This is a genomic window from Planctomycetia bacterium (assembly GCA_015075745.1).
Taxonomy (GTDB): domain Bacteria; phylum Planctomycetota; class Phycisphaerae; order UBA1845; family UTPLA1; genus UTPLA1.
Map to the genome: position 1 here is coordinate 1,026,694 of JABTTW010000001.1, position 24,065 is coordinate 1,050,758.

At 61.3% G+C, this 24,065-nt stretch carries 27 protein-coding genes; 16 read left to right on the plus strand and 11 right to left on the minus strand.

The window, feature by feature from the left end:
- The first annotated feature begins 270 nt into the window (after window positions 1-270).
- The 9 genes from HS101_04100 (at window position 271) to HS101_04140 (ending at window position 7,510) form a co-directional block, all read left to right on the plus strand.
- The gene (locus tag HS101_04100; GenBank protein MBE7505450.1) at window positions 271-1,071 is read left to right on the plus strand and encodes an SDR family oxidoreductase; all 801 of its coding nucleotides are present in this window, start codon (window positions 271-273) and stop codon (window positions 1,069-1,071) included.
- Between the two features lie 16 nt (window positions 1,072-1,087).
- Window positions 1,088-1,384 (plus strand): hypothetical protein, encoded by a 297-nt coding sequence (locus HS101_04105; GenBank protein MBE7505451.1) that lies wholly within the window; start codon window positions 1,088-1,090, stop codon window positions 1,382-1,384.
- Between the two features lie 34 nt (window positions 1,385-1,418).
- Window positions 1,419-2,864, plus strand: a complete 1,446-nt coding sequence (locus HS101_04110) for an aldehyde dehydrogenase (GenBank protein ID MBE7505452.1) — start codon at window positions 1,419-1,421, stop codon at window positions 2,862-2,864.
- A 48-nt stretch (window positions 2,865-2,912) separates the two neighbouring features.
- On the plus strand, window positions 2,913-3,935 hold the full coding sequence (locus HS101_04115; protein MBE7505453.1) for a DUF4238 domain-containing protein: 1,023 nt from the start codon (window positions 2,913-2,915) through the stop codon (window positions 3,933-3,935).
- Window positions 3,928-4,149: a hypothetical protein gene (locus HS101_04120; GenBank protein ID MBE7505454.1), complete on the plus strand. Its 222-nt coding sequence runs from the start codon at window positions 3,928-3,930 to the stop codon at window positions 4,147-4,149. Before HS101_04115 ends, HS101_04120 begins: the two co-directional genes overlap by 8 nt.
- Window positions 4,150-4,230: 81 nt before the next feature.
- Window positions 4,231-5,520, plus strand: coding sequence for a hypothetical protein (locus HS101_04125; protein MBE7505455.1), 1,290 nt, complete (start codon window positions 4,231-4,233; stop codon window positions 5,518-5,520).
- Between the two features lie 44 nt (window positions 5,521-5,564).
- Window positions 5,565-6,173: a four helix bundle protein gene (locus HS101_04130; GenBank protein MBE7505456.1), complete on the plus strand. Its 609-nt coding sequence runs from the start codon at window positions 5,565-5,567 to the stop codon at window positions 6,171-6,173.
- A 46-nt stretch (window positions 6,174-6,219) separates the two neighbouring features.
- Window positions 6,220-6,648, plus strand: a complete 429-nt coding sequence (locus HS101_04135; GenBank protein MBE7505457.1) for a RidA family protein — start codon at window positions 6,220-6,222, stop codon at window positions 6,646-6,648.
- Window positions 6,649-6,670: 22 nt separating this feature from the next.
- Window positions 6,671-7,510, plus strand: coding sequence for a hypothetical protein (locus HS101_04140; GenBank protein MBE7505458.1), 840 nt, complete (start codon window positions 6,671-6,673; stop codon window positions 7,508-7,510).
- Between the two features lie 883 nt (window positions 7,511-8,393).
- On the opposite strand, the gene HS101_04145 is transcribed toward HS101_04140, so the two are convergent.
- On the minus strand, window positions 8,394-8,678 hold the full coding sequence (locus HS101_04145) for a hypothetical protein (GenBank protein ID MBE7505459.1): 285 nt from the start codon (window positions 8,676-8,678) through the stop codon (window positions 8,394-8,396).
- An 18-nt stretch (window positions 8,679-8,696) separates the two neighbouring features.
- Entirely contained in the window at window positions 8,697-9,320 is a 624-nt protein-coding gene (locus HS101_04150) for a cyclase family protein (protein ID MBE7505460.1), read from the minus strand.
- Between the two features lie 94 nt (window positions 9,321-9,414).
- Here HS101_04150 and HS101_04155 point away from each other — a divergent pair, with 94 nt between their 5' ends.
- From HS101_04155 to HS101_04175, 5 genes are all read left to right on the plus strand, one after another.
- The gene (locus HS101_04155) at window positions 9,415-10,419 is read left to right on the plus strand and encodes an aspartate-semialdehyde dehydrogenase (GenBank protein ID MBE7505461.1); all 1,005 of its coding nucleotides are present in this window, start codon (window positions 9,415-9,417) and stop codon (window positions 10,417-10,419) included.
- 11 nt (window positions 10,420-10,430) lie between these two features.
- Window positions 10,431-11,003 (plus strand): hypothetical protein, encoded by a 573-nt coding sequence (locus tag HS101_04160; protein MBE7505462.1) that lies wholly within the window; start codon window positions 10,431-10,433, stop codon window positions 11,001-11,003.
- Between the two features lie 15 nt (window positions 11,004-11,018).
- Complete coding sequence (locus HS101_04165; GenBank protein ID MBE7505463.1) at window positions 11,019-11,468, plus strand: type II toxin-antitoxin system VapC family toxin; 450 nt, start codon at window positions 11,019-11,021, stop codon at window positions 11,466-11,468.
- 1 nt (window position 11,469) lies between these two features.
- Entirely contained in the window at window positions 11,470-12,036 is a 567-nt protein-coding gene (locus tag HS101_04170) for an HDIG domain-containing protein (protein ID MBE7505464.1), read from the plus strand.
- A 61-nt stretch (window positions 12,037-12,097) separates the two neighbouring features.
- Complete coding sequence (locus HS101_04175; GenBank protein ID MBE7505465.1) at window positions 12,098-14,689, plus strand: M1 family metallopeptidase; 2,592 nt, start codon at window positions 12,098-12,100, stop codon at window positions 14,687-14,689.
- A gap of 20 nt (window positions 14,690-14,709) precedes the next feature.
- On the opposite strand, the gene HS101_04180 is transcribed toward HS101_04175, so the two are convergent.
- The 9 genes from HS101_04180 to HS101_04220 all read right to left on the minus strand — a co-directional run bounded on the left by HS101_04180 (window position 14,710) and on the right by HS101_04220 (window position 21,954).
- Window positions 14,710-15,312 (minus strand): biotin--[acetyl-CoA-carboxylase] ligase, encoded by a 603-nt coding sequence (locus HS101_04180; protein ID MBE7505466.1) that lies wholly within the window; start codon window positions 15,310-15,312, stop codon window positions 14,710-14,712.
- Window positions 15,313-15,344: 32 nt separating this feature from the next.
- Window positions 15,345-16,253, minus strand: coding sequence for a hydroxymethylglutaryl-CoA lyase (locus HS101_04185; protein MBE7505467.1), 909 nt, complete (start codon window positions 16,251-16,253; stop codon window positions 15,345-15,347).
- Complete coding sequence (locus HS101_04190; protein ID MBE7505468.1) at window positions 16,250-16,777, minus strand: hypothetical protein; 528 nt, start codon at window positions 16,775-16,777, stop codon at window positions 16,250-16,252. The genes HS101_04185 and HS101_04190 overlap by 4 nt, the downstream gene beginning before the upstream one ends.
- A gap of 60 nt (window positions 16,778-16,837) precedes the next feature.
- Window positions 16,838-18,331, minus strand: a complete 1,494-nt coding sequence (locus HS101_04195) for an acetyl-CoA carboxylase biotin carboxylase subunit (protein MBE7505469.1) — start codon at window positions 18,329-18,331, stop codon at window positions 16,838-16,840.
- Window positions 18,331-19,116, minus strand: a complete 786-nt coding sequence (locus HS101_04200) for an enoyl-CoA hydratase/isomerase family protein (protein MBE7505470.1) — start codon at window positions 19,114-19,116, stop codon at window positions 18,331-18,333. The genes HS101_04195 and HS101_04200 overlap by 1 nt, the downstream gene beginning before the upstream one ends.
- An 84-nt stretch (window positions 19,117-19,200) precedes the next feature.
- Complete coding sequence (locus tag HS101_04205; protein ID MBE7505471.1) at window positions 19,201-19,413, minus strand: type II toxin-antitoxin system HicB family antitoxin; 213 nt, start codon at window positions 19,411-19,413, stop codon at window positions 19,201-19,203.
- A 3-nt stretch (window positions 19,414-19,416) separates the two neighbouring features.
- The gene (locus HS101_04210; GenBank protein ID MBE7505472.1) at window positions 19,417-19,617 is read right to left on the minus strand and encodes a type II toxin-antitoxin system HicA family toxin; all 201 of its coding nucleotides are present in this window, start codon (window positions 19,615-19,617) and stop codon (window positions 19,417-19,419) included.
- A 38-nt stretch (window positions 19,618-19,655) separates the two neighbouring features.
- Window positions 19,656-21,266 carry a methylcrotonoyl-CoA carboxylase gene (locus tag HS101_04215; protein ID MBE7505473.1) on the minus strand — a complete coding sequence of 537 codons (1,611 nt, stop codon included), beginning with the start codon at window positions 21,264-21,266 and terminating at the stop codon, window positions 19,656-19,658.
- A 130-nt stretch (window positions 21,267-21,396) separates the two neighbouring features.
- Complete coding sequence (locus HS101_04220; GenBank protein MBE7505474.1) at window positions 21,397-21,954, minus strand: hypothetical protein; 558 nt, start codon at window positions 21,952-21,954, stop codon at window positions 21,397-21,399.
- 202 nt (window positions 21,955-22,156) lie between these two features.
- Between HS101_04220 and HS101_04225 the strand changes: the two genes are divergently transcribed.
- Both HS101_04225 and ribA read left to right on the plus strand, forming a co-directional pair.
- Window positions 22,157-22,801, plus strand: coding sequence for a CDP-alcohol phosphatidyltransferase family protein (locus HS101_04225; GenBank protein MBE7505475.1), 645 nt, complete (start codon window positions 22,157-22,159; stop codon window positions 22,799-22,801).
- Between the two features lie 4 nt (window positions 22,802-22,805).
- The gene (gene ribA, locus HS101_04230) at window positions 22,806-24,062 is read left to right on the plus strand and encodes a GTP cyclohydrolase II (protein ID MBE7505476.1); all 1,257 of its coding nucleotides are present in this window, start codon (window positions 22,806-22,808) and stop codon (window positions 24,060-24,062) included.
- Window positions 24,063-24,065: the final 3 nt, after the last annotated feature.

A 24,065-nucleotide genomic window follows, 5' to 3' on the forward strand; every position in this document is an offset into this window, starting at 1 on the left:
GATCATGGTCAGCACGATCGGAGGCGTCTACAATGAATGCCAGGCGGTGAATGGCCATCCAAGGAGCGTTTGCCGATTCGCGGGCGATTCTTGAGGATTGTCGCCCAGCGGGGCGTCGGGCAAACAGGTTCGTTTCTGCCGGTTCCGCGAACCCGCCCGGGCCAGAGGCAGGAATTCCCTGGCCGGCCGGGGTTCACCGGCGCAACGGACGGATTTGTTTCTACACAGATACTTAATCGCGTTGACGCAGTTTCGCGGGAGTAACAGGCGATGGACGTACAAAAACTTTACGGATTGGCCGGGAGGCGGGCGATTGCCTGCGGCAGCACGCAGGGAATCGGCAGGGCATGTGCGATGCAGTTTGCCCGACTGGGGGCGGAGGTGACGCTGATCGCGCGGGATGAGGGGTCGCTGGAGCGTGTGCGAAAGGAACTGCCGACCGGCGAGGGCCAGCAGCACCGGTATGTATGTGTTGATTTCGATGATGCGGACGCCTTGAAGGAACGGGTGGGACGATGGCTGGCGGACAGCGGACCGATTCATATTCTTCTTAACAACAGCGGAGGTCCGCCGCACGGACCGATCACCGAGGCGAAACCGGAAGAGTTCGCGAAGGCGATTGCGCGGCATGTGTTGTGCAATCAGATTCTTGTGCAGGCGGTGTTGCCGGGGATGAAGTCGGAGGCGTACGGCCGAATCATCAACATCATTTCGACGAGCGTGAAGGAGCCGATCCCGGGGCTGGGTGTTTCGAACACGACGCGGTGGGCGGTGGCGGCTTGGGCGAAGACGACGGCGGGCGAACTGGCGAAGTTCGGGATCACGGTGAACAACATTCTGCCGGGGTACACGGATACGGCGCGGCTGGGGGAATTGATCCAGGCCAAGGCGAAGGCGGGCGGGACGAGTGAAGACGCGGTGAAGGCTGAGATCGTCGGGCGTATTCCGATGGGCCGCATGGCTGATCCAGAGGAGATCGCGGCGGCGGCGGGGTTTCTGGCGTCGGCGGCGGCGAGTTATGTGACGGGGATTAATCTGCCGGTGGACGGCGGGCGGACGGGGAGTCTGTGAGCTGAAATCAGATCATTTGCGTGCATCCGAATACCTCTCGAACCTGGAAACTAGTATTGGCGGAGGAAAGAGAATCAATAAGTGCGAGAGACTCAAGAGAGAAATAGCTGAAGCACTCAATCAACTCGATGAGAAGGGACTTTCACGCGCCTTGGAAATTGTGTGCTCGTTGAGCGGAGGGTTGCCGAAGGGCATGTCCGGCAAAGACTTTGTAAAGATCGCCGGTTCGATTCCTCCCGAAGATATTGAGGAAATGGCAAAGGCGATTGAGGAAGCATTCAAATGCCCTCCACTGCATGAGGATTTGAAATGAAGTCCTTGTTTACTTTGATTGGAGATCGATCAACGTGGTAAGCATTCGGCACTACATCAACGGCGAACTGGTGGAGCCGATTTCCGGCTCGTATCTCGATAACTACGAACCGGCGACGGGCAAGGTTTATTCGCAGGTGGCGGATGGGGATGAGCGCGATGTTGCCAAGGCCGTCGCGGCGGCGGAGGCGGCCTTTCCGATCTGGTCGAAGACGCCGGCGGCCCAGCGATGCCGGGTGATGATGAAGATCGCCGATCTGATCGAGGCGCGGAGCGAGGAACTTGCCAGGGCGGAGGCGATTGACAACGGCAAGCCGCTAACGGTGGCGCGGACGGTGGATATTCCCCGGGCTTCGTCGAGTATCCGGCACTTCGCGACGGCGATCCTGCACGCCCACAGCGAATCGCACGTGACCGACGGCGTGGCACTGAACTACACCTTGCGCCAGCCGCGCGGCATCTGCGGACTGATTTCGCCGTGGAACCTGCCGCTGTATCTGCTGACGTGGAAGGTCGCGCCGTGCATCGCGGTGGGGAATACGGCGGTGGCCAAGCCGTCGGAGATCACGCCGATGACGGCGTATCTGTTCTCGCAGATTTGCATGGAGGCGGGGCTGCCGCCGGGGGTGCTGAACATCGTGCACGGGCTGGGTGCGAAGGTCGGCAGCGCGATCACGGCGCATCCGAAGATCGGGACGATCTCATTTACCGGCGGGACGGTGACGGGCCGCGAGGTGGCGAAGACGTGCGCCCCCATGTTCAAGAAGGTGTCGCTGGAACTGGGCGGGAAGAATCCGACGATCGTGTTCGCCGACGCGGACATGGAGCAGACGGTGCCTGGGGCGGTGCGGGCGGCGTATGCCAACCAGGGGCAGGTGTGTCTGTGCGGCTCGCGCATCTTTGTGGAGCAATCGGCCTATGAGCCGTTCGTGGCGAAGTTTGTCGAGGCGACCCGGAAGCTGCGCGTCGGGGATCCGCTGGAGGCGACGAGCGATCAAGGAGCGATGGTGTCGAAGGCGCAGCTCGAGAAGTCGATGTTTTATGTCGATCTGGCGAAGCAGGAAGGCGGCAAGATTTTGTGCGGCGGCGAGCGGCCGAAGGACCTCGGGGAGCGCTGCCGCGAGGGGTACTTTTTCCAGCCGACGGTGATTACTGGGCTCGGTGTCGGGTGCCGGGTGAATCGCGAGGAGATCTTCGGGCCGGTGGCGGCGATTATTCCGTTCAAGGATGAGTCGGAGGTTGTCGAGTATGCGAACAGCACGGACTACGGGCTGGCATCGAGCGTGTGGACGCAGAATATCTCGCGCGCGCACCGGCTGGCGGAGAAGATCAACAGCGGGACGGTGTGGGTGAACTGCTGGATGGTGCGCGACCTGCGGGTGCCGTTCGGGGGGATGAAGCAGAGCGGGGTCGGGCGCGAGGGCGGCGAGGAGGCGCTGCGGTTTTTTACGGAGCCGAAGAATGTTTGTATCAAAACATAGGCCGCTCGACACGGGGAGTGTCAGGTGGAAGGGAGCCGCGCCGAGTACGTGAGCAAGCCGAAACAACACCATACTGTACCTGCCAGTTTCTTGAGAGCGTTTACCGCAGAAGACGCGAAAGACGGAACCCTATACGTCTGGGAACTTCAGAAAGAACGAAGCTTCACAACATCTCCGAGCAAAGCGGCTCGTCAGAGGGACTTTTACAGAATTGACGATGCTGCGGATGAAGACGAAGCACTGATTATCGAGGAACGGTTTCTAGCTAATCTCGAGGGAGAGTTCGTCTCGGCGCGACGCCGAGTGATCGATGAGCCAACGATCTTGATTCGGAATGCCGACATTGAGGCAATATTTCAATTCATCGCGTTGCAATATGTACGGACTCAGCGATTACGAAGTACTGTCGAAGCCTTTGATCGGGAGATCAGGCGATTGATGCTTGCCGAGTACACTGCGACTAAGGATCGTTTTGAAGTCCTGAGAAGCCATGCTGCTAAAGCGGGATTGGTGAACATGCCGTCGCTCGAAGAGTTCCAAGAGTTCGCTCGCACTGGATATGTTTCCTCTGGCATGTCTCAGAACATGAAGCTCGTCGTTATGCTCGATGCTTTCGAGACTGCCCTGATTCTCTTGCGGCATCGGCTCTGGTGCTTGGTCAAGACTGTCAGTTCACCGGATCGCTTCATCGTATCGGACAATCCAGTTAACTTTGCTTGGAGGGAAACTCAAATGGGCGGTTTATTTAGCCCCGGATTTGGAACTCCGAATTCTCAACTGATTTTCCCGATGGCGCCCCAATTGGCTTGGGTGTCGATTCATGAAGACGAGGTCACAAATGGGATGGCGTCGAGTGTCATTGATGCAAAGTGGCGCACGGTCGCGCAACATAATGGCGTGCAGCTTCGTTCGGCCGACCGATTTGTTTATTCATCAACCCCGGAGTTCGACTGGATGGATGACGACGGTACAATCCTAGGATCGGATGTGCTTTTTGAAAATCGTGGCATCCTGTGTTCCCGGAAACAGGCGGGCGACCCGAAAAGCTCCTGGAGCTGGACCGATGATTAGAGATGCCCGTGAGAATGAGGCGAGACTCGGTGAGTCGGTCGTTGACGAAGTCCGCGAGATTCGAGAGACGATTGATCGAGAGGTCGATCACGATGTGCGCCGGCTTGCGCAAACGGCTCGCGAGGTGAGTGCCCAAGTCTCGGCGCAATTCGGCCTCAGGCAGGCCCTCCCGTCTGACGCGATTTCTCAGCGGGCGGATCACCGCACCCCATAGCCGCCGCCAATTCACATCTCGCAAATACATCGAAGCGCATGTCACGGCTGACGGTACAGTCTGCGATCAACGGCGGGACCGATGGTTGAGTTTCTTCGATTCCTGATCGGCCTGTCTTTGTTCGCCGCCTTTGTGGAGACGGCGCTCTATCTTGCATTCAGCCGCTGGTATTACGCGCATGGGCCGAGGCTGCGGCGCGAGGAGTGGCAGAGCACGGCGAGCGTCGCGGACGCGCAGGCGTTTGTCGAGCAGGCGGCGTGGGAGGGGTCGCTGGCCGGGCGACTTCGGGGCGATCTTGTTTGTCTGCGACTGCGCGAGTGGGCGTGGGGGCTGCTGCCGCGCGTCAGTCTGCGCTTTGAGCCGAGCGATAATGGGGCTGTCTTCATCTGCGAGACGCGGCCGTTTCTTGGAGTGATCTGGCTGTTTGCGGCGGCGGTGAGCATCATCGCCGCGGACATTCATCTCATCGTCGGCGGCGTGGTGCTTGTTGGGCTGGGCATTTATTCCCACGCACTTTGGAAGAGCGAGGCCCGGCGCGTCTCGCGGCTTGCCCCGCTTCGCGGCGCGCTGGCGGATATCGGCGTCAGGATTTGTCTTAACTGCGGGTATGACCTGCACGGGCTGAGTGGGCATCGGCCGTGCCCCGAGTGCGGGCACGCGGCGGGGCATGGCATCGGTCCGATCGGGATGGAGACGATTCTCCGACGACTTGATGAGCGTGCGGAGTTGCGGCGGCGGACGGATGCGATGCAGATGGTGCTTGGCGTTCCGCTTTGCTTTGTCGGGCCGGTGGTGATTGGGACGATGCTTTGGGCGGCGGGCTCGATGCTGCTTTATTCGTGGCTGCCGTGGTGGTTGTTTGTCGCATTGCTTTCGATCGTGATGATTCCACTGCTGATTCGACTTGAGCGTCAGACAGGCGGGCAGTACCTCAGCGAGTCGGTTCAGACAATCGGCGAGCGTTTTCCGGATGCACGACCATTGATTTTCGGCGGCCATGTCGGCGCGGGGGGAATGACAGGCCGGGCACTGGCGATGGTGCTGATGAACCCCGAGGGCATCGCGTCGATGTTTGTGGAGGTGTTTCTCACGGGACCGCGCATGGTGCTGCGGAGCCGATCACACCGAAAGCTGGCGACGGCACTGGAGCGCGTGGACCGAGCGCGGACGGCGGAGGTGGTTTCGAAGATGCTGTCGCGCGTCGGCGGGATGCCGCCGGGGGAATTGCTGAAGGACGGCGAGCCGATGAGCAACGTGCTGCCGAGCGTGACGTGGCTGAGTTTTTACGGATGGATCGGGGTGACGGCGAAGGTTGATCGGGTGTTTTTGTTTACGGAGTCGCGCGAGGCGCTGCGGGCAGAAGACGATTGAAACCGCTTGCGAGCTGGGTGGACGACGCAGAGAATCATGAAATCGTGAAATACGAACGATTTGAGGACTTGCCGGTCTGGAAGGCGGCCATCGAGTTGGCGATTGCGACATATGCGCTGACGGAGAATCGGGCGTTGGCCGGTCCGGGCGACCTTCGGGATCAACTTCGACGATCGGCACTTTCGGTGTCGAACAATATCGCGGAGGGATTCGAGCGGGGTTCGACGGCTGAGCTGCTTATGTTCCTGTATATCGCACGCGGGTCGGCAGGGGAAGTACGGTCCATGCTGCATTTTTGCGAGCGATGGTTGCAGACGCGTTCTGTAGGGCCACAAGATTCGGCGGAGCGATCGGAAACGTCGAATCTCAAATCTCAAATCTCAAATTTGAAATCTCAGATAACCAACATCAGGACGCTTGCTGAATCGTGCTCGCGGCAGATTCGAGGCTGGGCGGACTCGCTTCAGAATTCGGATATTTCCGGACAACGGCACTTAAATGAGAAATCTCGCAGGGTGTACGATCAACAGCGCCGCAGTTCGGCGTTTATGAATCAGATCGAGGAGACCGTGCGAAAACAGGTGGAGGCCTGGTCGCGGGCGAATGCAGAGAGCTGCGAGATGAGGGAAGCGGCGGACGGCGCATCGGAATGAAGTAACAGAGACTTCGGCGATTATTATTCGCGCAAGGAGCGTCATCATGAGTCACGACATTGAAAGTTCGCGGGCGCCGGAGCCGGTGGGGGCTTATCCGCATGCGAAGCGCGTGGGGAATCTGCTTTTTGTTTCCGGGATGGGGCCGCGGAGGCGCGGGAGCAAGGAGATACCCGGGGTGACGCTGGACGCGGCGGGGAATGTCGCGGCGTATGACATTGAGGCGCAGTGCCGGAGCGTGTTTGAGAATATTCGCGTGGTGCTTGAGGACGCGGGGTCGGGCTGGGAGCGGATCGTTGACGTGAGCGTGTTTCTGACGGACATGGGGCGGGACTTTGCGACGTTTAACCGATTGTATGCGGAGCACTTCGCGGGGCCGGGGAAGCCGAACCCGACGCGGACGACGGTGGAGGTGACGGCGCTGCCGACGCCGATCGCGGTGGAGCTCAAGGTGATTGCGACGGTGGGGTCGTAAGTCCGACGCGGGAAGCAGGGCCATGAAGACGGACGGGCCGGAGCGTGAATCGCACAAGCGCGGGGCGTATTTTGTCCGGTTTCGGCCGGCGGATGGGCGCGTGGGGTTGGTGCCCGTCTCAGAGGATGCGCCGGATGAGGTGCTACTCGGTTTGAAATGGATTGCGCGCGACTGGAATGCCAAAAAACTTGGCGATAGTACGTTTGATCGATTGTGCCGACGTATCAGGGAGGGGAAACCGGCGACGGTGATCACGATTGAGCCGTACGAGAGCAAGAAGCTGCCGGTGGTGAGGCCGCTGGAGGTGGCGTTCGAGCCGGTTGTGCTCGATGAGACGAGTCCGACCTTGGCGGAACTGTCACGGGAGGCCGCAAGGGAACTTCCCAAATCCGAGACGAATGAATCGTCAAGTGACGTATCAGCAATTCGCAGATTCATGCTGCGTTCCGGAATCAGGATTTTCTGGGGAGGCTACAGTTTGATACAAACATATCATGCTGCCGCCGTCTTTGGCATATTCTCGATTCCAACGATGATGTGGTTTGCGCTCCTGCTGTTTAGTCTACTGCTGCCGCTGACATGGCAGTTCGTCAGCAACTATAGCTGGTTCATCGTGCCGGGCGGGGTTCTTGTCAGGGGTTGGCAATGGAACAAGTGGACCATTCAGACGAATCGATACACACCCAGCGAGACGGTGCTCGTGATTGAGCCTGTGGGCCCGGGCCACAAGGCGAGCCTCATTCGTGAGAAAAAAATCGTCGCACAAAAAACACTGACAACCATTGAGAGCATTGCGCTGCTTGGTGCGTGGCAGAGTTCGATTGCGCCGCCGGAGTTGGAGCGGTTGGTGGATTTGCGGTGAGGATTCCGGGCAAGGGCGCCGCTGCGTTAGTTGTGAGGCCGAGATGACAGATTCAGCAGCTTCGCAGTCATCGGTCCGATCGCCGGGCGCTTACTTTGTTCGATTTCGGCCGAGGAGCGGTCGGATGGGACTCTTCCCCACCTCGGACGATGCGCCGGCTGAATTGCTTGAGCGACTTGAGGATGTTGGGCGATTTTGGAAGGGTGACCGCGAGAGCAATCGGGTACTGTTCCGGCAGATCGGGCTTCAGGACAAGAGTATTGTTGTTTCGGTCGAGCATCGAAAACGATTTCAATGTCCGAGGGCAAGGCCCATCGAAGTAGCATTCGAGCCCGTCCAGCTAGATGAATCGAGCTCGACGCTGCGGGAACTGGCGGCGCTTGCGACAGAATCGGAATGCACTGAATCGGGCACACCTCGCCCGATGCACGGGGTCATCCGGCATTGGCTTCGCCTTGGCGTCCCGGCCGGCGGCTTCATGCTATTATTGGTTCATACGCTCCGAGTCATGGTTCAAAACGGCCCGACTTCTACAACCGCACTGATCCTTCTCGCATCTACGCTGATTTCTTTCGGCCTCCTGGCTGCGATCCCGTGGATCAGGAATTGCAACTGGTTCGTTGTGCCGGGCGGCATCGTGTTGTGCAGGCGGTCGTTGTTAAAGCGTGAGGGATCGGTGGCGCTCTTACGCCGAGGGAAACGCTGCTGATTCTCCGGCCCCAGGCAATCGCAATTCATGCCAGTCTAATTCAGGGAGAAGAGATCGTTGAGTCAACTCGGTTAACGAAGGCTGAGTGCGTGGCGCTTCTCGGCGCGTGGCAGAGTTCGAAGGCACCGCCGGAGTTGGACTGGTTGGTGGATTTGCGGTGATGATTGGCGGTTCCTACGAGTTTTTTCCTCTTCGCAAATGGCCCGTCAATAGAGCAAGGAATACCACGACACACGTGGCCTTCCATGCGAGGAGCCACCAGGGCCGCCACCAGGCGCCGGTGGTTGTTTCGACGATGTCGGAGGCGCCGAAGACGATGAACGTGGCACCCGCGAGTAGTGATGTACGACGCTTCTGACCGACGGCCAGCAATGCATGAAGGAGGAGGCCGAGACCGATGCAGGCCCAGAGCGCGGCTTCGATGTAGTTCGACGTCGTGAAGAAGCTGTCGTCGTGCATGGGATCGGCCCCGTTTGCCTACACTTCGCGAAGGACGGCGCGGACGGGGCTGGCGTCGAAGTTGACGAGGGGGAGCGGGAGGGCGATGAGTTCGTAGCGGCCTTCGGGGACGTTTTTGAGCACGAGGCCTTCGAGGATGGCCATGTCGTGTTTGAGAATCGCGTGGTGGGACGGGAGGTCTTTGGAGGAGAACAAGTCAACACTGGGGGTGTCGATGCCGACGGTGATGACGCCTTTGGCTGCGAGCATGTCGATGAGCTGCGGGGATAGGGCGGCGAAGTCTTCGTTCCAAATGGTCGGGTCGGGATAGGCGCCGGTGGCGAAGAGGATGCGCGGGGCGGCGATTTTCGCCTTCACCTGATCGGGCATGATGCGCGTGCCGCGCGGGACATCGACGCGGATGAGCTGACAGGGGCCGAGGTAGTAGTCCAACGAGCGCTCGTGGATGGCGGGGGCATTCTTGCCGTAGTGATTCGGGCCGTCGGCGTGGGCGCCGAGATGGACGGTGGCGCGGAGTGTGGAGAGGGTGATGTTGTGGCCGCGGTCGATGTCGAGGAGGACTTCTCGCGAGGGCGGTGTGTCGCCAGGCCAGACGGCGAGGTTCGGCGTGATGGGCGGAGTGATGTCGTAGAGCTTTGACATTGAGTGGACCTGTATAAAAGGTTCGGCGTTTGGCCGATATTTTCGAGGCGACTATACTCGCAGCGAACAACAGGGGCCATGAGAAAGTGAGACGATGAAACCCAACATTGCCATACTCGGGGCGACCGGGGCGGTCGGTCAGGAATTTCTGCAAATCCTCGGTGAGCGCGACTTTCCCGTTGGGACGCTGCGGCTGTTGGCCTCGTCTCGGTCGGCGGGGACGAAGGTGCCTTTTCGCGGGCAGACGCTGACGGTCGAGGAGGTCGGGCCGAAGAGCTTCGACGGGATCGACATTGCGCTTTTCTCGGCCGGGGCATCATCGAGTCGCGAGTGGGCGCCGGTTGCGACGAAGGCCGGGGCGCGGGTGGTGGATAACAGCTCGGCGTTTCGGATGGACGCGGGGGTGCCGCTGGTCGTGCCGGAGGTGAACCCGACGGCGATCGGGGATGCGAAGGTGATCGCCAACCCGAATTGCTCGACGATCATCATGAACGTGGCGGTGTGGCCGCTGCACCAGACGAATAAGGTGAAGCGAGCTGTGATCGCGACTTATCAGGCGGCGAGCGGGGCGGGCTATCAGGCGATGATGGAACTCGAGAACCAGTCGCGGGACATCCTCGCGGGCAAGCCGGCGCAGCCGAAGGTGCTGCCGCATCAGGTGGCGTTCAACGTGTTTTCGCACAACAGCGCCGTGGGCGAGGATGGCTACAACATTGAAGAGACGAAGATGATCCACGAGACGCATAAGATTTTCGGCGACTCGTCCATCGCGATCACGGTGACTTGTGTGCGCGTGCCGGTAATGCGGGCGCACAGCGAGGCGATCAATCTGACGTTTGAGCGGCCGATGAAGGCTGACGAGGTGCGACGGATTCTATCGGGCGCGCCGGGGGTGAAGATCGTCGATGACCGGGAGAAGAATTATTTCCCGATGCCGATTGACGCGTCCGGTAAGGATGACGTGCTGGTGGGCCGGATTCGGCAGGACGTGAGCCAGCCGGACGGCCGGGGGATTGAGCTGTTCGTGAGCGGGGATCAGCTTCGCAAGGGGGCGGCGCTGAACGCGGTGCAGATTGCGGAACTATTGGTAAGAAACTAGAATGTACACAAATGGTATTGGCACTCGACAACTTCTCAACGTGGCTTGATGCGGATAATCCAGCTGCATTCAGGTTGCGCGCTGAGGAATTTGCGCGTCCTGGGAATGGCCACGCCCCAGAGGAGGCAGCCTGTCTTGGAGATGCGGTATCGACCATTCGCACTGCGTTAAGAGAATACGCAGATATTCTCCGCATTGCGGGTGAGTTTCGAGAAAAGAATAAGAGTGACCCTGTCCTCACCGGATTTGACTCGCTCTCCGACAAACAGCTCCTTACTCAGATGGATAAGCTTGCTGCCGTCTCGCTTATTCACTCGGCGCACCTGAGCGACATCTCTGCAGGCATGGAATTCCTCATGGATTGGCGTCGCGACTTTAAGACATGGACCGATGATTCTGAGTCGTTGTTGAGGGAGCTGCGTCAACACGAAGAGAATCTGAAGTGGGTTACTGAAGTCACGCTTCAGTGGTCCGAGGACTTGGGAAGTGAGTACGATCGGCGACACCCGGACGTGGCAGATCTTCCCATTACTCTCGTTGATCTTGGGCCATCCAATAGCGCAAATCTTCCGTCAGTGCTATGAGGATCGAGGGCGCTCGTGATTCTCATAGACACGTCAGCCTTGTATGCAATCATAAATCCGCGGGATCAGTTTCATAAACGTGCAAGCCGACATTTGCGCGAACTTAGGAACAACGAGGATGTCTCGATTCCGCAGGTCGCGATGTTCGAGATGATGGGGCATCTGACACGACTTCAAGGAAACCGAGAGCATTGTCATCGTCAGCGTCTAGCCGGCCTGAAATCCCTTTATGAATTTGGCTGGCCTGTTACTTTCCATGAGCAAATTGACTATGAGAACGCCGAACGGTGGTGGCAGGAGTATGCAGACTGGCCCATTGATTTTCCAGACGCGATTATCGTAGCAAGTGCGCGTCGAGTCGGGGCGTCCCGCATTTGGACTCACGACCTTGATTTTCCACGCCTGCTGTCCAAAGTCGCGCCTGAGATTGAGGCAATCGGTTCGGGATTTAGCGATTGGAATTGAAATGACCCGCGACGAGGCGTGGAAGATTCTTTGCGAGCACGTGCAGTCGGATTCGCTGCGCAAGCATATGCTCGCGGTGGAGGCGGCGATGCGGCACTATGCCGGGCTGCTGGGGGGCGACGTCGAGCAATGGGGAATGGCCGGGCTGCTGCACGATTTTGACTACGAGAAATGGACCGAGGCGCCGGAGCACACGCGCGAGGGGGCGAAGATCCTTCGTGAGCGCGGCGTCGATGAGGAGATCGTCGGGGCGATGCTCTCGCACGCCGAGTGGAACCTGGACGAGTACCCACGGGATCGGCCGATTCGCAAGGCGCTCTTCGCGGTGGACGAGCTTTGCGGGTTCATCATGGCGGCGGCGCTGGTGAGGCCGACGCGGCTGGAGGGCATGGAGCCCGCAGGAATCAAGAAGAAGATGAAGACGCCTTCATTCGCTGCGGCGGTGAAGCGTGAGGACATCACATCGGGGGCGGAGAGCCTGGGCATTTCGCTGGAAGAGCACATCCACAACTGCATCGACGCGATGAAATCGGTGGCCGGACCGTTGGGCCTGACAACGGCGGGCTGATACACTATCGGCTGGTTTGAGCTATCCTGATTTTCAATCCAGGATTCCGGAGAAACTTTGCATGACGCGCATTGGTGTCTGTCGTTCGATCGTCGTTTTCGTTTTTTGTTTATCCGCCGGCGTTCATTCCTCCGTGGGCCAGGAGCGGAAGCTGCACTTCGCCGCCGATCGGCCGGTGGACATGAAGCACATTCGCCTCGACCTGCGGGTGAACCTGGAGAAAGAGCACGTGGACGCGCGGGCGACGCTGGACATGGCGGCGCTGCGCGATGTGTCACACATCAAGCTCGACGCGGTGGGCTTTGAGACGAAGGGCGTGACCGTTTCCATTGAAGGCGGACAGCCGCAGAAATGCGACTTTGACAATGATGGCCAGAAGATCACGCTGAATCTGCCGGAACCGCTGCCGCGCGGTCGCAGCGTGCAGGCGACGATCGACTACGCATTGCAAAGTCCCGAGTCGGGCCTGCACTTCTACGGCCCCACGGAGGGCGACCCCGACGCGCCGCGGATTGTCTGGTCGCAGGGCGAGAGCATCACCAATCGCTATTGGGTGCCCTGCTTCGATCATCCCAATGAGATGCAGACGACGGAGATCGTCGCCACGGTGGACGACCCGAACATTGCCATCAGCAACGGGAAGTTGCTTGAGGAAAAGAAGAACGCCGACGGCAGCAAGACATTCCACTGGTTGCAGGACAAGCCGCACGTTGTATACCTGATGACGCTGGTCGTGGGAGAGTTTTACAGCGAGACCGAGACGTGGCGCGGCAAGCCGGTCAGCTATCACGTGCGGCCGAAGTTCAAGGACAAGATCAAGAACTCCTTCGGTAATACGACGAAGATGCTCGACTTTTTCTCCGACAGGATCGGCGTCGAGTATCCGTGGGATAAGTATGCGCAGGTTTGCTGCTATAACTTCGGCGGCGGCATGGAGAACACCAGCGCGACGACGCTGATGGAGGGCACGCTGCATGACGATCGCGCGCACCTCGACGGAGACAGCGACGGACTTGTGGCGCACGAACTTGCGCATCAATGGTGGGGTGACCTGCTGACCTGCCGCGACTGGGCGCACATCTGGCTGAACGAGGGATTCGCCACCTACTTCGAAGCGCTTTGGGACGAGCACCACAACGGGCCGGATGAGTTCGCAATCAACATGCATCGCAAGGCGGGCGGGGCGATCGGCGGAGGCCGGGACAAGCCGATCGTCTGGCCGGGATACAAGGACCCGGACGAGCAATTCGACAGTCGCGCGTATCCCAAGGGTGCGTGGGTCGTGCACATGATTCGGCGGCGGCTGGGCGACGAGATGTTCTGGAAGGCGATCAACCTTTACACCACGCGCAACCGGCATCAAAACGTGGAGACGATCGATCTGCGCAGGGCGATTGAGGACGCGAGCGGTGAGTCGTTCGGACGATTCTTTTATGACTGGACGGAGCGGCCGGGGTGCCCGGATGTGAAGGTCAGTTACCGGTGGCAGGCGGAGGATGGGCTTGCGGCGATCACGATCGAGCAGCGGCAGAAGGACGAAGCGTTCATATTTCCGATGAAGCTGGAGTTTCGCTTCGCGGAGACGGATGAGCCGTATGTCTTCACGCAGGAGGTGACGGAGAAGCGGCAGCAATTCTATTTGCCGCTCAAGTATCGACCGACCCTGATGCGGGTGGACCCGGACATGGCTGTGCTGATGGAACTGACCGAGGAGAAGCCGCGGGACCTTTGGGTCGGTCAACTTTGTGACGATCCGAATCCTGTCCGGCGGATTCAGGCGGCGGAGCATTTTGGCAAGGGCGACCGGGAGCGGGACGTGCGGCTGCTGGCGACGCAGCTCTTGCAGGAGAAGTTCTGGGCGGTGCAGGAGGCGATTGCCCGGGCGCTGGGCAAGAGCGAGGACGACGAGGCCCGCGACGCGCTATTGGCCGGCTTGACGATCGAGCATCCGAAGGCGCGGCGCGCGGTGGTTGAGGCACTGGGTAATTTCCGCGATGAGACGAAGGTCGAGGCGGCGCTACTCAAGCTGGTGCAGGACGGCGATGCGAGTTATCGCGTGGAGGCGGCGGCCATCAGCTCGTGGGCGGATGTCTGCCAGGACGAGCCTTCGGAGATGCTGGAGACGCTGCTTACGCGGGAGTCGGATGGCGAAATCATCCGGAGTGCCGTTATCGAGGCACTGGGAAGGCACGGCGAGCCGGGGGTGATCGATCTGCTGACAGAATGGGCCGAGCCGGATAAGGACAATCGTTGCCGGGCCGCGGCGGTTCGTGCGATTGCCGAGGCGGCGACGCGGATTGGGGTCGATGAGGAGGCGCAGGAGTTTGCCGTGGAGACGATTCTGACGTGCCTGCATCGGGGATCGCGGCGGCTGCAAGTGTCGGCGCTGGAGGCGCTGGGGAGCATGGGCTCGGCGGCGAAGGCTGCGCTTCCGGAGCTGGACCGGTATGCGGAGATCGGCCAGCCGCGGGTGCGCACTCGGGCGGCGGAGATGGCGAAGAAGATTCGCGCCGGTGATTCGACGGGCAAGGGGACGGGTGAGCTGCGCGACGAGGTGGCGAAGCTGAAAAAGGAAAACCGGCGGCTCCTGGATCGTCTGGAAAAGATCGAGGCGAAGTTGGAAGGGCATCCGGAGCCGATGGGCACGCGGTAGCGAACGCGGCGACGGGCCCATTACACGCAAAGCGACTGCCAACGACGTTGGACGGTCTCGACGTTTCCACTGGTGACAAGGTGTTGCCACCGGCGGACAGCATCGACGATCCCGTTTGTTAATTCACTTAGATTCAATTCGCTGAAGACCGCGGCCGGCAGAAGCTGCTGAAGGCTGACCGGGGGCAGTGCGTCCGGCGGCAACGGGCGATCGGCATCGTGCGTGTTGATGCCGATGCCGGTGATGAGGGCGCGGACGCGGCCGGACTCCACCAGCGACTCAACGAGAATGCCGCCGAGCTTGCCGCCGCCTGCGATGAGGTCGTTGATGGGCTTGAGGCGGATTTCGAGGCCCGTGGCGGCGATCAGGATTTCGGCACAGGCGACGCCAGCGGCGAGGGTGTGGGTTGTGAGGTCTGGTGTCGCGGGGCCGACATCGAAGGAGACGATTGAGAAGTAAAGGCCGGCATCACGCGGGGACAGCCACGAGCGTCCCTTCGTCCCCCGCCCCACCGTCTGCTCGCGAGCGATGACGATGACGTTTTTAGTTAACGAGCCGTCCGCGATGAGGCGCTTTGCGGCGTCGTTGGTGGAGTCGACGGTTTCGAGGCGGATCAGGTGCACGATGGGGCTTGATTGTAATGCAAGTCGTGTGGCTATCGGCAGGCGGCTTTCATGCGCTGCCACTGCCGGCTGGGCAGCGTGCGGCCCCACTTGTCGGCGATGATGCTGGAAGCCTCGAATACCGTTTGCAGATTGACTCCGCACTGGATGCCCATTCGATCGAGCATGTAGACGAGATCTTCGGTGGCGAGGTTGCCGGATGCGCCGGGGGCGTAGGGGCAGCCGCCGAGGCCGCCGGCGGAACTGTCGAAGGTGGTGATGCCGAGCTGCAGGCCGGCGAGGACGTTGGCCAGCGCGGTACCATAGGTGTCGTGCAGGTGCAGGGCGAACTTGCCGGGCGGGATGGACTTTAGCAGGTGGCCCACTGTCTCGAAGACGTCGGTCGGCGCGGCGGCGCCGATGGTGTCGCTGACGGCGACCTCGTCGATGCCCATGTCGAGCAGTCGGGTCGTGACGTCGAGGACGCGATCCTTGCTGATATTCCCTTCGTAGGGGCAGACAAAGCTGGTGGAGACGTATCCGCGGACGGTGAGGCCGGCGGCGAGGGCGGACTTCACGACCGGGGCGAAGGTGGCGAGCGACTCGTCCACGGTCATGTTGATGTTTTTCTTCGTAAAGCTGTCGGAGGCGGCGGTGAAGACGGCGATGCGGCGGATGCCGGTCTCCAGGGCCCGATCGAGGCCTTTTTGATTGGGGACGAGTGCCGAGTAGGTGACACCCTCCGCGGGCGGCAGGCGACCGGCGACATCGACCGCGTCGGCCAGTTGCGGGATTGCCTTGGGGTGGACGAAGGACGTGGCTTCAATTGCCCGCAAGCCAGAACCGGCGAGGGCGGCGATGAAGGCCAGTTTCAAATCCGTGGGAATCTGCTCGGGCTCGTTTTGCAGTCCGTCGCGCGGGCCGACTTCGACGATCTTCACTTCCTTCGGTAGCGCGCTCAAGCGGCGGGCTCCTCGAAACGCACGAGCATCGCGCCCATATCCACGAGTTGGCCGGGCTTGCAGGCGACTTCCCGGACTCGGCCGGCCTGCGGGGCGGAGAGCGTCATCTCCATCTTCATCGACTCCATGACGATGAGCGGTTGTTGCGCCTCGAACGAATCACCGGGGGCGATGTTGATCTTCAGAATCGTTCCGGGCATCGGGGCTGCCAGTGTCGACTGCATGGCGGCGGCGGCGGGACCGGTGGATGTGCGGCGGGCGACGTGATCGATGAGTTCGAGACAGTAGGTGCGGCCGCCGAGCCAGACATCGATGCGCCCGGCATGGCGCAGCACGGCGAACGGGATGACGCGGCCGGCGATGCGAAGGAGGCCGGTGTCGTCGTGCCAGTCGATGAGCTCGGCATCAAGGGACTGGCCACCGACGGTGACGTGGTAGGCCGAGTCATGCTCTTCGTCGGCGCGTTCCAGGCGCACGGCGATGGGATCGGGCGACGCGGAAGTTTTGAGCAGAACTTCGCTCATGTCAGGCAGATTAGCATGGGGGATGAACCAGGTAAAACGGGAGGCGGGAATGGGTCGTGATTAGGGGCCACGCCAGCGGCCGGCCGATTCCCAGGGGCCGGGGGCGGCGATGGCTGCTCCGAGCGAAGCCTTTGCGGCAGCGCGGCCGAGGCGTGCGGCGACGGCGGCGGCGATCAGGGCCTCGGTCGGAGGGTTGCCCGGCGCGGCGGCGGCGATGGCGTGCTGCTCGAGGAAATGGGTGTGCAGATTGCCGGCGCGGAACTCGGGATGCGCGAGGACATCGCGCAGGAAGGCGACGTTGGTCGTCACGCCCATGATGACGTAGCGGTCCAGGGCGCGAATGGTCTTATCGATCGCCTCTTCGCGGGTGCGCGCCCAGCAGACGAGCTTGGCGAGCATGGGGTCGTAGTAGACGGAGACCTCGGACCCCTGGGCGACACCGGTGTCGATGCGGATGCCGGGGCCGCGCGGTTCGATGTAGCGTTCGAGGACGCCGATGGACGGGAGGAAACCGCGGGCAGCGTCTTCGGCGTAGATGCGGCACTCGATGGCGTGGCCTTCCTGTTTGAGATCGACCTGGGTGAAGGGGAGCTTTCCACCGAGGGCGACGGCGAGCTGGGCGCGGACGAGGTCGCGGTGGGTAACCATCTCGGTGACGGGGTGCTCGACCTGCAGGCGGGTGTTGACTTCGAGGAAGTAGAAGTTGCCGCTTTGGTCGAGGATGAACTCGACGGTGCCGGCGTTGCTGTAGCCGATGGCCTTGGCAGCGGCGACGGCGGCCTCGCCCATTTTGGCGCGGAGCTCCGGCGAGAGGGCCGGGGAGGGTGACTCTTCGATGATCTTCTGATGGCGGCGCTGGACGGAGCACTCGCGCTCGAAGAGGTGGACGGCGTTTCCGTGGGTGTCGCCGAAGATCTGAATCTCTACGTGGCGCGGGTTGGTGATGTACTTTTCGATGAAGACGCGGCTGTCGCCGAAGGCGGCGCCGGCCTCACGCTGGGCGGCTTCGATGGCGGCGGCGAGGTCGGACTCCTTTGGGACGACGCGCATGCCCTTGCCCCCCCCACCGGCGGCGGCCTTGATGAGGACGGGGTAGCCGATCTTCGCGGACTCCTTCTTGAGGGTGTCGATGCCGATGGCCGTGTCGCCGGACCAGCCGGGGACGACGGGCACGCCGGCCTTGGTGAAGGTGTCTTTGGCGATGATCTTGTCGCCCATGTCGCGGATGACGAATGGGGATGGACCGATGAAGGTGATGCCGGCGTCGTGGCACGCCTGGGCGAAGTCTTCATTTTCGGAGAGGAAGCCGTAGCCGGGGTGGATGGCGTCGACGCCGTGAAGCCTGGCGAGCTCGATGATCTTTTCGCCTCGCAGGTAAGTCTCGGCGGAAGTGTTGCCGGGAAGCGGATAGGCTTCGTCACAGGCGCGGACGTGCAGCGCGCGGCGGTCGGGGTCGGAATAGACGCCGACGGCGGTGATGCCCATCTCCTGGAGGGTGGCGGCGATGCGGCAGGCGATCTCGCCGCGATTGGCGATGAGGACTTTCTTGAACATTACTCGGTGATCCAGTTTGGTTTTCGCTTTTCGAGGAATGCTTTGAGGCCTTCCTGTCCCTCGGGGGAGACGCGCAGCTCGGAGATTTTTTTCGTGGTGATGTCTTCGACGCGGTCCCAGGGTACGCCGGCGACCGCGGAGAGGATGCGCTTGCAGTGGGTGAGGGCGCTTGGGCCATTGGCGGCGAGGGAGCCTGCCAGCTTGTCGATGCAGGCGTCCATCTCTTCGATGGATTCGCAGGCCTCGTTGACAAGGCCGATGCGGCGGGCCTCGGCGCCGCTGAAGACTTCGGCGGTCAGGGCGTAGCGGCGGGCCTCGCCTGGGCCGATCTTTTCCAGGACGAACGGCGAGATCACGGCGGGCAGGATACCGAGCTTGACCTCGCTGAGACAGAAGTTCGCCTTGGTCAGTGCTACGGCCATGTCACAGGCGGCGACGAGGCCGACGCCGCCGCCGTAGGTCGCGCCGTGGACGCGGGCGATGACGGGCTTGGGGCATTCGCGGATGGTGCGGAGCATCTTGGACAGGACGCGGGAATCGGCGATGTTTTCCTCGAGGGAGTAGCCGACCATGCGCTTCATCCAGTTGATGTCGGCCCCGGCGCAGAAGCTCTTGCCCTCGGCGGCGAGGACGATGACGCGAACGGCGGGGTCCGCGCCGAGGCGCGTGAAGGCGTCGGTGAGCTCGCGCATCATGTCGTCGTTGAAAGCGTTGTGGAGGTTGGGGCGGGCCAGGTAAACTTTGGTGATCGAGCCATCGCGTAAGGTTTTTAGATACTCTGGCATAATCCATGCTAAATGGTGAACGGAGACCGGGTTTAACTCGATTTCAATCTCCGAACTGAATTGTCAGTCGGAACGTAATTCGACTCACGCAGCGTGAACCACGCTAGCAATAGATCGGGCCGGCGGCACGGGCTCGCCCGATTCTCGAAGTAGCTCAATATGGCCGGTGATCGCCTCGCGGATCGCGTCCAGGGCCTGCCCCTGCGTGTCACCGCAAGACACGCATCCGGGAAGGTCCGGCACGTAGGCGCTGTAGCTTCCGTCGTCTGCTTTTTCAATGACCACGGTGTAGTCCACGGCTTAATTCTCCTGAATCAGACCCGCCTGTCGTAACACGGATCGGAGCGTTCCCGGCGGGATGTCTCGTCCGAGCTTTCCTCCACCTGGTATTGTAACAACGCCTTTTTTCGTGGGGTGACGAAAATGCAAGTGACTGCCCGTGGTGCGGACGTGCTGCCACCCATCCTTCTCGATCCGCTCCTTGAGCTCGCGGTACTTCAATTTACGGTTCTCCCGGATCGCAGAGTCCGCATTATCGACTACATCCTGAACACGCCGACTCGCCGCTTGGGGAATGGGGCGTTGAGCGAGGCGGCGATGGCGAGGGCCAGGACCGTTCGCGTGTCGGCGGGGTCGATGATGCCGTCGTCCCAGAGGCGGGCGGTGCTGTAATAGGCGCTGGACTCGTGGGCGTACTTTTCCAGGGTCGGGCGCTTGAATTCCTCTTCCTCGGCGGCGCTCAAGCCCGCCTTTTTCTCGCGGGCGAGCTGGTCCTTCTTCACCGTGAGCAGGACGCCGGCGGCCTGTTCGCCGCCCATGACGCTGATGCGGGCGTTGGGCCACATCCAGAGCATGCGCGGCTGATAGGCGCGGCCGCACATGCCGTAGTTCCCTGCGCCGTAGGAGCCGCCGATGATGACGGTGAACTTGGGGACGGCGGCGTTGGAGACGGCGGCGACCATTTTCGCGCCATCCTTGGCGATGCCGCCGGATTCGTAGGCCTTGCCGACCATGAAGCCGGTGATGTTTTGCAAAAAAACGAGCGGGATGCCGCGGACGCTGCACATCTCGATGAAGTGCGCCGCCTTTTGGGCGCTCTCGGAGAAGAGGACGCCGTTGTTGCCGACGATGCCGACGGGGTAGCCCCAGATGTGAGCGAAGCCGGTGACGACGGTCGGGCCGTAGAGCGCCTTGAATTCGTGGAAGCGGCTGCCGTCGACGATGCGGGCGATCACCTCGCGTACGTCGTAGGGCTTGCGGATGTCCTTGTTGATGACGCCGTAGATCTCGCTCGCGTCGTAGAGCGGGTCTTCGGTCGGGCGCATGGACAGTGGCGTCTTCGGCCGGGCGTTCAGATGTTCGACAATCTGCCGGGTGATCGCCAGCGCGTCTTCATCGTTCTGGGCGTAGTGATCGGTCACGCCGCTTTCGCGGCAATGGACGTCGGCGCCGCCGAGTTCTTCGGCGGTTACTTCCTCGCCGGTGGCGGCCTTCACCAAAGGCGGGCCGCCGAGAAAAATGGTGCCCTGATTGCGAACGATGACCGTTTCGTCGCTCATGGCGGGGACGTAGGCGCCGCCGGCGGTGCAGGAGCCGAGGACGACGGCGACCTGCGGGATGCCCAGCGCGCTCATGCGGGCCTGGTTGTAGAAGATGCGGCCGAAGTGGTCGCGGTCGGGAAACACTTCGGCCTGAAGCGGAAGAAACGCGCCGCCGGAATCGACGAGATAGACACACGGCAGGTGGTTCTCCTCGGCGATCTCCTGGGCGCGAAGATGCTTCTTGACGGTGATCGGGTAATAGGTGCCGCCCTTCACCGTGGCGTCGTTGGCAACGATGACGCAGGCGCGGCCCTGGATGCGGCCGATGCCGGTGACGACACCGGCGCAGGGCGCGTCGTTGTCGTACATGTCGCACGCGGCGAGGGCGCTGAATTCGAGAAAGGGGCTGTCGGGATCGACGAGCCGCTCGATGCGGTCGCGGACGAAGAGCTTGCCGCGGTCGGTGTGCCGTTTGACCGAGGCCTCCCCCCCGCCTTGCTGGACGACGGCGACGCGATCTTTAAGTTCCGCGACGAGGCCCTGCATGTGGGCCTTGTTCTCGGTGAAGACGGGATCGGCGGCGTTGAGCTTGGTTTGAATGACGTCCATTGTGCGAGTCCCAGAATCAGGTACCTGCACAATGTAACGGCGATGATGTGCTCTGGGTAGCGCCCGACCGGGCGTGCCGCCATTGTGGCGCGGGACAGTAGGGCAGCCTAAATCGTCAGGGGGCAAGGACTCAGTCGTGCATTGCCGCCAGGTTCTTTTCGGCGAGATTTTCGATCGCTTTTCCGACGATATCGCAAACCTTAGGAACGCCGGGCCCTTGATTGGCCGCGCCGAGACGCTTGACCGCATTCAGAATCTTCACGGCCTTACTCGTCTCGCCCGCACTCTTGAGATTCGCGGCGCGTCCGACGAGTTGATTCGCCAGGAAGCGCAGGTCGGTAAGTCGGCGAACCAGGACATCACGTTGTCTCTGCCAATCGTCGCCCCAGTGCGCGACCCACTGCTCCTCGCTCATATCGCAAACGCGAAGTCGCTTTTCGTGCCCAGGCGGTTCGGAGAGTTGAAGGATGACACGAAGGGCGGACTCCTCAGCGACGCCGAATACCTGCAGCGCCGCCGTCATGTCGGGCAGGACTTCGTCGAAACGTTGCTCGGCTTCCAACGATGGTGATGCAGCGCTACCCTGACAAGGTTTGCACTCGACGCCCTCTTGCGTCGTGCAGGCGCTGAGCGCAGATGCGAGCAGACCGCAGACGGCAATGTTGAGTCGATGCTTTGCTTTCGTCATCGCAATCCTCCTTCAATCATCAAGACCGCCTCATCTTGAACGCGGTCATCGGCCATGTTTCACTGTTACGCGGGAGTATCAGTATTCCTTTTGCTCCTGTGCAGCACCAGTAGAAAAGGGAGCGCTTTTTATAAGGTGCACGGGTCCCGGGATTGGACTAAGCGTGTCTTTTGGCTGGTTATTCCGGTATAGTGACCCGATCATGTCTTCAGCGGTGCGGTTGGGCTGGCCGAATCGGATATCTCTGGCGCGGGTTTTCTGCGTCGCGCCGTTTGTCATTGCCCTGATGAATCTGCACGAACCGGGGCGGGGCTGGCTGAGGTGGTCGGCCCTTGGGCTATTCGCATTGATGGCGATCAGCGACGGGCTGGACGGCTGGCTGGCGCGACGGCTGAACGATCGGACGCTATTGGGGGCCTTTCTCGATCCACTGGCGGACAAGCTGCTGGTGACGGCGGCGGTTGTGATTCTTGCGGTTCGCGGGATCGTCGATGACACCGACCCGGCGGGCCAACGGCGACTGTATCTGCCGGACTGGGCGGCGGTGGCGGCGATCGGCAAGGACCTGCTGGTCTGCATCGGCTTCGCCATTTTGCGCATGACCACGGGCAAGATTCACATCCAGCCCCGGTGGATCGGGAAGACGTGTACGACCGTGCAACTCCTGGTGGTAGTCAGTATGCTGTTATGGCCGGATTTGCCGGGCAGGCTGTCGCAGTTGCCGCAGTGGCTGTGGATCGCGGCTACAATTCTCGCAGTCGCGGCGGCGCTGGATTACGTTCGGCTGGGCAGTCGGATATTGGCGGCGACGACGATCGAGCCGGGGGCCCCCGGCGATGGAGAATGAACTCATGAGCGGTGCTGAGCGAGCGGCATTCTGCACGATTACCGAGGCATTGGAAGAACTGAAGGCGGGGCGCTTCATCATTCTCGTTGACGACGAGGATCGGGAGAACGAAGGCGATCTCGTCTGCGCGGCGGAGCTGGTCACGCCGGAGATGATCAACTTCATGATCCGTCAGGCGGCGGGCAAGCTGTGCCTGACGCTGACGGCGGAGGCCTGCGAGCGGCTGCACCTGTATCCTCAGACGAATGAAAACACCGCGTCGCACGGCACGGCGTTCACGATCTCGATCGATGCGGCGCCGGAGTTCGGCGTCACCAGTGGGGTCAGCGCCGCCGACCGGTGCACGACGATTCGCCGAAGCCTGTCGCCGGATGCGAAGGCGTCCGACTTTCGCCGGCCGGGGCACATCAGCCCGCTGAAAGCCAAGCAAGGCGGCGTCCTTGTGCGGGCGGGGCATACGGAGGCCAGTATTGATCTGGCGCAGCTCGCGGGTCTTACTCCGGCGGGCGTGATTATTGAGATCCTCAAAGAGAACGGCGAGATTGCCCGACTGGATGATTTGATTGAATTCGGCCGGCGACACGGGCTGAAGATTTGCACCATCGCTTCGCTGGTGGAGTATCGCCTGCAGCGCGAGCGATCGATCATTCGGATCGAGTCGATCCCGCTGGATAATGAGCACGGTCACTGGACGCTGCACGCGTTTGAGTCGGTACTCGATACCGAGCCGCATGTCGCCCTGTGCATGGGCGAGGCCATCGGGAAGATCGACTCGAACGGCGACATCGTCAATGTTGACCATCCGGTGCTGACGCGTGTTCACTCGCAGTGCCTGACCGGCGACGTTTTTCACTCGATGCGCTGCGACTGCGGAGACCAACTGGCCGAGGCGATGAAGGCCATCGCGGCGGCGGGCGAAGGCGTGGTCGTCTATCTGCGGCAGGAGGGCCGGGGCATCGGCCTGACCAACAAGCTGCACGCCTATAAGCTTCAGGATCAGGGGCTCGACACGGTCGAGGCCAATGAGAAACTGGGCTTCCCGGCGGACAAGCGCGACTACGGCCTCGGCGCTCAAATCCTTCGAGACCTCGGCATACGACAGCTTCGGGTGCTGACGAACAACCCCAAGAAGATCAACCGTCTGGAGATTTATGGGCTGGACGTTGTCGAGCAGCTTCCGCTCAAGATTGCCCCGAACGAGCACAATCAGCGGTATCTGAATACCAAGCGCACGAAGTTGGGGCACTTGCTGGATGAGTGAGCG

Coding starts and splice junctions, on each gene's coding strand:
- HS101_04100 (MBE7505450.1), top strand. CDS start 271: ATGGACGTACAAAAACTTTACGGATTGGCCGGGAGGCGGGCGATTGCC.
- HS101_04120 (MBE7505454.1), top strand. CDS start 3,928: ATGATTAGAGATGCCCGTGAGAATGAGGCGAGACTCGGTGAGTCGGTC.
- HS101_04125 (MBE7505455.1), top strand. CDS start 4,231: ATGGTTGAGTTTCTTCGATTCCTGATCGGCCTGTCTTTGTTCGCCGCC.
- HS101_04135 (MBE7505457.1), top strand. CDS start 6,220: ATGAGTCACGACATTGAAAGTTCGCGGGCGCCGGAGCCGGTGGGGGCT.
- HS101_04140 (MBE7505458.1), top strand. CDS start 6,671: ATGAAGACGGACGGGCCGGAGCGTGAATCGCACAAGCGCGGGGCGTAT.
- HS101_04145 (MBE7505459.1), bottom strand. CDS start 8,678: ATGCACGACGACAGCTTCTTCACGACGTCGAACTACATCGAAGCCGCG.
- HS101_04150 (MBE7505460.1), bottom strand. CDS start 9,320: ATGTCAAAGCTCTACGACATCACTCCGCCCATCACGCCGAACCTCGCC.
- HS101_04155 (MBE7505461.1), top strand. CDS start 9,415: ATGAAACCCAACATTGCCATACTCGGGGCGACCGGGGCGGTCGGTCAG.
- HS101_04160 (MBE7505462.1), top strand. CDS start 10,431: ATGGTATTGGCACTCGACAACTTCTCAACGTGGCTTGATGCGGATAAT.
- HS101_04170 (MBE7505464.1), top strand. CDS start 11,470: ATGACCCGCGACGAGGCGTGGAAGATTCTTTGCGAGCACGTGCAGTCG.
- HS101_04175 (MBE7505465.1), top strand. CDS start 12,098: ATGACGCGCATTGGTGTCTGTCGTTCGATCGTCGTTTTCGTTTTTTGT.
- HS101_04190 (MBE7505468.1), bottom strand. CDS start 16,777: ATGAGCGAAGTTCTGCTCAAAACTTCCGCGTCGCCCGATCCCATCGCC.
- HS101_04195 (MBE7505469.1), bottom strand. CDS start 18,331: ATGTTCAAGAAAGTCCTCATCGCCAATCGCGGCGAGATCGCCTGCCGC.
- HS101_04200 (MBE7505470.1), bottom strand. CDS start 19,116: ATGCCAGAGTATCTAAAAACCTTACGCGATGGCTCGATCACCAAAGTT.
- HS101_04215 (MBE7505473.1), bottom strand. CDS start 21,266: ATGGACGTCATTCAAACCAAGCTCAACGCCGCCGATCCCGTCTTCACC.
- HS101_04220 (MBE7505474.1), bottom strand. CDS start 21,954: ATGACGAAAGCAAAGCATCGACTCAACATTGCCGTCTGCGGTCTGCTC.
- HS101_04225 (MBE7505475.1), top strand. CDS start 22,157: ATGTCTTCAGCGGTGCGGTTGGGCTGGCCGAATCGGATATCTCTGGCG.
- ribA (MBE7505476.1), top strand. CDS start 22,806: ATGAGCGGTGCTGAGCGAGCGGCATTCTGCACGATTACCGAGGCATTG.